Annotated in this window: 6 protein-coding genes and 1 pseudogene; 4 read left to right on the top strand and 3 right to left on the bottom strand. The window is 73.1% G+C overall.

Features of this window, described 5'->3' with window-relative positions:
- Positions 1 to 295: 295 nt before the first annotated feature.
- Positions 296 to 1,072 carry an alpha/beta fold hydrolase gene (locus ACIBH3_RS35560; protein WP_396316261.1) on the top strand — a complete coding sequence of 259 codons (777 nt, stop codon included), beginning with the start codon at positions 296 to 298 and terminating at the stop codon, positions 1,070 to 1,072.
- A 558-nt stretch (positions 1,073 to 1,630) separates the two neighbouring features.
- Entirely contained in the window at positions 1,631 to 1,885 is a 255-nt protein-coding gene (locus ACIBH3_RS35565; RefSeq protein WP_396316262.1) for a DUF6296 family protein, read from the top strand.
- Positions 1,886 to 2,188: 303 nt separating this feature from the next.
- Here the strand turns inward: ACIBH3_RS35565 and ACIBH3_RS35570 are convergent, their stop codons facing one another.
- Complete coding sequence (locus ACIBH3_RS35570) at positions 2,189 to 3,394, bottom strand: MFS transporter (protein ID WP_396316263.1); 1,206 nt, start codon at positions 3,392 to 3,394, stop codon at positions 2,189 to 2,191.
- A gap of 529 nt (positions 3,395 to 3,923) precedes the next feature.
- Between ACIBH3_RS35570 and ACIBH3_RS35575 the strand changes: the two genes are divergently transcribed.
- On the top strand, positions 3,924 to 4,574 hold the full coding sequence (locus ACIBH3_RS35575; RefSeq protein ID WP_396316264.1) for a beta-glucanase: 651 nt from the start codon (positions 3,924 to 3,926) through the stop codon (positions 4,572 to 4,574).
- A 190-nt stretch (positions 4,575 to 4,764) separates the two neighbouring features.
- Here ACIBH3_RS35575 and ACIBH3_RS35580 read toward each other — a convergent pair.
- Positions 4,765 to 4,896: pseudogene (locus tag ACIBH3_RS35580) on the bottom strand (amine oxidase); the annotation flags it as partial.
- A 439-nt stretch (positions 4,897 to 5,335) separates the two neighbouring features.
- On the opposite strand from ACIBH3_RS35580, the gene ACIBH3_RS35585 reads away from it, so the two are divergent.
- On the top strand, positions 5,336 to 5,854 hold the full coding sequence (locus ACIBH3_RS35585; RefSeq protein WP_396316265.1) for a cysteine/serine endopeptidase inhibitor: 519 nt from the start codon (positions 5,336 to 5,338) through the stop codon (positions 5,852 to 5,854).
- 84 nt (positions 5,855 to 5,938) lie between these two features.
- Here ACIBH3_RS35585 and ACIBH3_RS35590 read toward each other — a convergent pair whose 3' ends face one another.
- On the bottom strand, positions 5,939 to 7,567 hold the full coding sequence (locus ACIBH3_RS35590; protein WP_396316266.1) for a CehA/McbA family metallohydrolase: 1,629 nt from the start codon (positions 7,565 to 7,567) through the stop codon (positions 5,939 to 5,941).
- Between the last annotated feature and the right edge of the window lie 344 nt (positions 7,568 to 7,911).

Raw genomic sequence — 7,911 nt, forward strand, 5'->3', positions numbered from 1 at the left:
CGCGCCCCCCGGCGGGCCGGCCTCACTCCGCCCCCGCGGGGGCCCCCCCCCCCCCCGCGGGGCGGCCGGGGGGGGGGGCGGGGCGCCCGGGGGGGGGGGGGGGGGGGGGGGGGGCGGGGGCCCCCCCCCCCGCCGGCGTTCCGCGACCCACATCAGCGAGTGAACTACACGGTTCAGTTGAAGTACTACCCTGCACGGTGTAGTTTACTCACATCGGCATGGCGGGGTGCCTGGACAAGACGCCCTCGCCGACCTGACCGATCGTCAAATCACCTGATCCATAAGGAGCTTCACCATGCCCATCGTGACCGTCGGAACCGCCCGCATCCCCTACCGAGTCCTCGGCAAGGGCCCCGCACTGCTGCTGGTGCACGGCACCGGGCCCGGGTCGGCCATGTGGGACCACCTGATCGACCACTTCTCCGACCGCTACTCCGTGATCCTCCCCGAACTGTCCGGCAGCGAGCAGGCCGAGGACGACGGGGGTGAGCTGGCCATCGACGCGCTCGCCGCACAGGTGGGCGCCGTGATCGAGGACGCGGGCCTCGGCCCGGTGCAGCTGGTCGGCTTCTCGTTGGGTGCGGCCGTGGCCACCGCCGCGGCGGCCCGGCGGCCCGACCTCGTGCGCAGCCTGGTCGCCACCGCCGGCTGGACCGACCCGGGCGACGAGTACCTGCGCAACATGATGACCGTCTGGCGCTCCATCGCCGACAGCCCGGAGGCGTTCGGCCGGTACGCGACCCTGACCGCCTTCAGCCGCGGCTTCCTCAACCGGATCGGCCGTGAGGCCGTCGAGTTCAACGCCACCTTCATGCAGCCCACCGTCGGCACGCTGCGGCAGATCGACCTGAACCTGCGCCTGGACATCCGTGACCTGCTGCCGAAGGTCACGGCCCGGACCCTGGTGATCGGCTGCGCGCAGGACGCCACCATCCCGGTGGAGAATGCGCGACAGCTGCACGCGGGCATCGCCGGCAGCGATTACCGTGAGCTCGACGCCGGCCACGTCGTCGTCTTCGAGCAGCCCGAGGAGTTCGTCAAGATCGTTGGCGACTTCCTGGACGCGGCCTGAGTCACGGCGCCGCGCCCGCGCCATGGGCGCGTCGGGTCGGTGGCGACCGGCCCCGACCACAAGCCGCCCCGGCTCGCCGGCGGGGCCGCCCCGGCCGATCGCGCCCGACACCGGTGCCCGAACCCCGAGTGAGCGGACGCGAGCAAGAAGAGCAGCCAGGGTGCGCATATCGGCGGCGAAAGTGGGAATGGTGAGGGGGACCTCAATCGGGTTGGCTGTGTCCCAGCCCGCTCTCGCTCAGTGGCCGGACAGGGGCCCATACGGCGGCGGGCTGGACACGGCGGAGTTCTTCGCGCGGGCAAGGCGGCGCCCGTACGGCCGGCGATATCACGGCCCGGCTGCCAATGCGGCCCCCGTGAGCCGCTGATCGGTGGATGATTCCTCTCCTCCCGTACGCCCTCGTCGCGTACGCCCTCCTGCGCAGTCCCCTGCGCGGCTGCCGCACGCCCGCGAGATGCTCCGGCCACGCCCGGCGGAAAACGGGCATGAAGTGCGGGATCGGGGGCACGCGGAGCCCGTCACCCCCGGCCCCGGGGCCCGTGCCTCATTGGAGTACCCATGCACCACGACTGCTACGAGCTGGCCTTCGACACTTCCTCCGCGGCAAACGGGCCGGCCGTGCCGGACCTGGTACTGGTCCAGCGGGAGCCGGGCCTAGGCCCGGGCGGCCACCCGCTCTACCGTGATCGGACCGGCATCTTCTGCGCGGAGATCAGCGACCGGGGCGAGGTCCGGATGTTCGTGACCGGCGCGCACCAGCGACCGCTACGCCCCTCTTCCGTCCGGCGCGGGGCGGCCGACGCCCGCCCTTAGCGGCAGGTTCCCGCGCGGCGGGCCCACCGCCAGGGCTCGCCGGGGACGCCAGTCCTGGAAGTCGTCGACGGGCACGGAGTCGAGCTCATGGCGCAGCATGAAGCCCACGTGCTCGGAATCGAAGATCCTTGGTCGTGGCACCGGGGGTACCAGCTCCCGCGAGCCGGTCGTCCTGCCCGCTCCGAAGGCGCCGTTCAGCCAGATGATCACGCGGTTCGAGGGTGGCGCACCCGATGGTCCGTCAGCAGCCCTGCGGGGTAAGGGAACCAGGTCGGCGATGACGGTGGCCCTGCGCCGGTCTGCTCAGAGCGCGGTGGCCGGGCGGCGGAGCAGGTAGAGGCCGGCGAAGGCTGCGAGCGGCGCCATGCAGCAGATCAGCAGGAGCCCGGCGTCCTGGAGGCCGACGGACTCGGTGAGCACGCCGACGCCGATGACCGGGATCGAGATGCCGGTGTAGGCGACCACGAACAGGGCGGAGATGGCTCCGGCCCGGTGCTCCTCGGGGGCTGCGCCCGCGACGGCACCCACGGCGCCCCGGAGCGCGAGCCCCTGGCCGAAGCCGCCGACCACGGCGCTCGGAACCAGCAGCGTGAGGGCCTCCCAGGCCAGTGCGCCCGCCAGCAGAGCCAGGCCGGCGATCAGGATCAGGCAGCCGAGCGGCAGCGACCTGGCCTCGCCCAGTCGCCCTGCCAGCAGCTGGCCGAGGGTCGAGGCCAGGAACGCCGAGGAGACGATCAGCCCGACCGCGGCGTGGTTGTGGACGTCCAGGCTCCGGGCCAGGAAGGCCGGCGTGACCGAGGTGAACGCCCCGAGCAGGGAGAAGCCGACGAAGGCGGCGAGCCCGGCCGGCAGGAAGACCGGGCGGACTTCGGGCGGCAGGCTGGGCCGCTGCGGACGAGCTGCCCTGAGCGGCCGCGGGTCATGGACGGTCTCCGGGAGCAGCAGGATCACCACGAAGGCGCCGGCCACCAGGGCGAGATGCGCGAGGAAGGGGAGGGCGAGCGGCCTCGGCGCGTACTCGGCCAGCAGTCCGGCCAGCAGCGGCCCGCAGCCCAGGCCGCCCATGTTGGCCGCCGTCGCGGCGAAGGCCGCCCGGCTGTGCCCGCCCGGCGGGGCGAGCTCCAGGACGAAGGCGGTGGCGGCGCCCGTGAACAGCCCGGCCGACAGGCCCGACAGCAGCCGGCCGGCGTAGAGCAGGGGGAGCCCGCCCTCGAACAGGAAGCACAGCGCGCTGAGTGCGGCGAGGGTGAGCCCGCACAGCAGGACCGGGCGGCGGCCGACGCTGTCGGAGACGTTGCCCACGAACAGCAGGACGCCGATGACACCGAAGGCGTAGACGGCGAACACCACCGTCACGATCAGCTCGGAGAAGCCGAGCTCGTCCTGGTAGAGGCCGTAGAGCGGGGTGGGCAGGGTCGTCCCGGCCATGCAGACGGCGAACGCGACGGCGGCCCACAGGTACCCGGTGCGGGTGGTGCGCTCCGCGTGCCCGCTCCGACGATCAGTCATGGCTGCCACGGTAGAGGGCGCCGGGCGCCGTCCGGCCGACTCGCGCGGCGCGTCGGGCCGTCAGCGGCCGGCCGCCGCGGCGGGCGGCAATCGCTGAATCGCGTTCCTTGATCCTTCTGGCGACGGCGACGGCGGTCCACGCCTGCGGATGCCGTGCCTCCCAAGCCAGGAGGAGGAGCGCACAGGGCAGACCGTGTCATGTCCTGGCGTCCCCGGGCGGGTGGTTCCACGGCGCGTTGGGCAGCGTGCCCCTGTCCGGTAGGCGGCAGCGTTGAGCGCCACAACTCATTGAACCGAGTTGCGTCAGTGGGCAGTCGAGCCCCGACGATGGAAGAACCCCCTGGCCACAGGGTCAAGTGCACAGCGGAGGTTCGGCGAACTCGCGGGATGTCGCACAGCCGGTGCGACCTGTGCGGCCGTTCCACGCGGACCCGAGGCCTCCGGTTCGCATATCACAGTACGTGTCGGGTATGTCACTCTGGGTGGCTGTGGAGGTGGTCCGCGCCGACGGTGGCAGTGGGAGGCGACGATGACGACGGTCTTCAGGGCGGACTTCACCTCGACCCGACAGTGGGTGGCGGGCCGCTCCAGCGCCTACCCCCAGATGGGGCCGACCAACAGGGGCGACCACAAGCTCGACTACCTCAGCGACGCGTACTGCCCTGGCGGTGTCTTCGCGGCCGCCCGCCGGCCGGGCGGGGAGTACTGGAACTGCAACCTGCTCACCACGGAGGGCAGTCCGGACGGCTTTCAGCTGCAGGCCGACGACGTACTGCGGGCCCGGGTCACCCTCCCCACCGCGCTGGGTGCCTGGCCCGCGATCTGGACCTGGCGCGACGGCGGCAACGAGATAGACGTGTTCGAGTACCACCCCGACAACCGCGACCTGTTGGAGGTCTCCAATCACGTCCGGGGCGGCTACAGCTACTGGCACGGCGCCGGCGTCGGCGTCGCGCCCGGTGCGACGGTCGACCTGCGGACGGTCTTCGGCTCGCGCTCGGTCAACTGGTACGCCAACGGCGCTCCGGTGTACTCCGACGGGCGGGGTGTCGGCACGGGCTGGCACGCCTACCTGATCGTCAATCTCTCGGTCGCCGACGGGACCTATCACCCGCGCCCGCCCGCGGACGGGCCGGATCGATTCAGCTGGACCTGCCACAGCCTGGAGATCGACCGCTGATCAGCCCTTGAGCGGGCCGCCCGAGTCGGCTCCGGGCCGAACGTGCACGACGCGCCCGGACGCCTGGATGCGATGGGCGGCGGCAGGATGTCAGGTGCGCCCGGCGGCCCGTGGAGAGGCCACCGGGCGCACCTGCGCCGCGGCGGGGGCTCCCTGGGTCTCCACCTCCCCACCGCCCGAAGGTCAGTGCCTCGCGGGCCGTGCAGGCCCCCGAGGCCGGCGTGGCCTGGGCCGACCCCGTCGCCCGGTGACCCCCGCAGACGTACCGGCCGGGCCCGAAGCGCGTGGTGCGGCTCGGCGGGTGTGGCGCGGGATTGGCCGGCGGCTCGCGGCCCGGGTGCGCCCCGTGGCCTCCGTGGTCTCCGTGGTCTCCGTGGTCCAGTGACAGCCCGGCCGGACAGCGGAAGCCCGGCGCCGCACGCGGGCCGCGAGCGACGTGCGCGGGGATGCGGCGTATCGGCGGGAGCGCCACCTCGCCGACTGCGCCCGGGGTGCGCTGTTTCGGCCTGCCTGTCTCCGGGGGCCGCTGATACTCGGCCAATGTCCATGACAATTCATCAATGGCATAGACCATGGGCGTGGGGTCGGCCTAGCGTCCATACCCGGGGCGGAAGGGCCGGAGGTATCCGAACTTCACCGGCCCTCCTTTGTAGTGCCTCGAACTGCACTGCCCCGGGCGGTGGTTGGCGCACGGCGGCGGCCCGGTGGGCTGGCCGGCCGTCGACATCCGCCGTCGCACTTCCACCCGACCTGGAGGGGATTTGCGAGTCGTCAAGAACCTGAGAATCTGGGCCGGCCTGCCGTTGGCCGCCGCCGCGCTGACCGTCCTGGGCGCTGGGACCGCCGCCGCGGCGATACCCGTCAACAAGCCGATGACCGGCAAGATGACGTACTACGACGATGCCGGTTTCGGGGCCTGCGGCACCCGGATCAACGCGTCGTCGCAGTTGCTGGTCGCCGTCTCGCACACCTGGTGGACGTCCGCGAACCCCAACCGGGACCCGCTGTGCAGGGGCATCTCCGTCAAGGTGACGTACAAGGGGAGGAGCATCACCGTCCCGGTGCGGGACAAGTGTCCCTCCTGCGACTCCAAGCACATCGACATCAGCAAGCCCGCCTTCGCCAAACTCGCCCCGCTCGGCCTCGGCATGGTCGACGGCATCACCTGGCAGTTCGTCAGGGCCGGCTTCGCGGCCGGCGAGACGCCGCTCCCGCTCACGGTCGAGGTGACCGGCGGCCTCGCCGGCGCCGAGCAGGTGGGTGCGGCCCTGTACCGCTGACGCGTGCGGAGGCGGGCGACGGGGGTGGGAGCGTGCGGCGCGGATGTGCGGCACACTCCCACCCCCGTCGCGCGAGCGGCCTCGTCACTCCTGTTCGTCCGCCTGGTCCTCGTTGTCGGCGATCCGGAGCAGGACGGGGTTGGTGAGGGCGGCCATCGGGCCCCAGGGGAGGGCGGCGCCCATGCTGTTGCCGGTACCGGGGGCGCCGTCGGGCCGCGGATGGCGGACCTCGGCGCGGACGTAGCAGGCGAGGGAGGCCGTGGTCCGCCAGACGACGGTCCCGGAGCCGGAGGCGGGCAGGCTCTCCTGGTGGAGCTGGCCCTGGTCGGTGATCAGTCGGACGGTGCCGCCCGGCACGCCGGAGACCGTCAGCCGGATGTCCACCGGCGCGTCCGCCGGCACGCTGAGCCGCCGGCCGATGCCCGCCTGCCGGCCGTCACCGGTGGCGGTGAAGTCGAGCTGTATCCCGGCCGATTCGGCGATCCAGCTGCGCCCGGTACGGATCCCCTCCAGGACGTCGTCGCGGGTCAGGTCCTCGGCGAGGACGACGTTGTGCGGCGAGCCGATCACCTGGGGGACGCTGTGCGCGTCGCTGTTGCCGACGGCCGGCAGCCAGCGGCGGCCCCGCCGGAGGTCCGCGGCCAGCTGGGCGTCCCAGGTGTCGACAGCGGACTCGTCGTCGTAGGTCCACGGGCCGTTCCACACCTCGACGGCGTCCGCGTCCTCGTAGCCGAACTTCCACTGGCACCCGATGTACGGACAGTAGGGGTGCGCGGGCACCACGAGGCCGCCATCGCGCCGTACCTGGCGGGCGAAGCGCGGGTGCGCCCCGTCGCGGGAGCGGTAGCGCCAGTCCACCCACGCGCCGGGCGTCAGGCCCAGCGCCAGCCAGTGGCCGTTGCGGGTGGTGATCTCCTCGCCCGGCAGGATCAGCAGGTCAGGTCCGGCGAGTGGGCCCCAGTCACCGTGCGAGGAGGAGGTGTTGTGGTCCGTCGTGACGATGAAGTCCAGCCCGGCCGCTCGCGCGCCGGCTGCGACCTCGGCCGGCAGCCGGCGGCCGTCCGAGTGCACGGTGTGCAGGTGGCAGTCGCCGCGGTACCAGGCGCGCCCGCGCCCGCGGGCGCGCTCCGGCGGGAAGGAGGGGGCGAACACCGGGCCCGGCGCGCCGAATCGCAGGGTGATCTCGACCCGGTAGTCCATCCCCTGCGGCGCCACCTGGTACGGGCCGAGCACCAGGTGCCAGGTGCCCGGATCCACCGGCCCGGGCAGGTAGCCGGGGGTCGCCCGGGACCGGCTGATGGTGAAGGCGGTGCGGAATCCGCCGGACCACCCGCGGAAGCCGGGGCCGCCGAGCTCGGTGCCGCGCTGGTCGAAGACTCCGATGTCACAGGAGTTGCCCGGTGTGCCGGGCGGGACGGGTGGGCGGTCGTAGGAGTAGGAGACGGCGATCTCACGCACCCCTTCCGGCACCTCGACCGGCAGGTGGACGAAGTCGGGGGCGCCGGGGTCCAGATGGCCGGTGATCACGGTGGTGGTGTCCGCCGGGGCCTGGCCGCGCGGTGGGCCTGCCGCCGGTAATGCGGCGGCGGCCGGTGCTGCGGCGCCGGTCAGTGTCAGTGCCGTCGCGGCGCCCGTCGCGATCCCCGCCTGGAGCAGCTTCCGGCGGTCCAGGCGGTGCCGTTCCTCGGATCCGTCCTGCCCGTGCACGTACATGGTCGTCTCCCCTTGGTCGCCGCCGGTGGAGGGGTGCCGGCGGCGACGCCGCACGGATGGCCGGCCGCCCGTCCCTGCCCGCCTCTGCCCGCCCTCGCCCTTGCCCGGCTTCCTGCTGTTGCAGGCCTCACTACCCCGCCGGGTGAACCGGCGGTGAGGGGCACCCGGCCGGCCCCGGGCCACCGGATGGCCATCGGAAGGCGGCCCGAAGGCCGGCCGAGGGGCCCGTGAGGCGTTCTCCGTGGGGGTCATTTCGGACATTTGGGGTGGTGGTTGGGTGAGGGTGCTCACAGGGGGTGGGGGAGTACGGGGTTGCGTAGTTGGTGGTGGGGTGGGGTTGGGGG

Origin of the sequence: Kitasatospora sp. NPDC050543 (assembly GCF_044457565.1) — a bacterium.
Taxonomy (GTDB): domain Bacteria; phylum Actinomycetota; class Actinomycetes; order Streptomycetales; family Streptomycetaceae; genus Kitasatospora.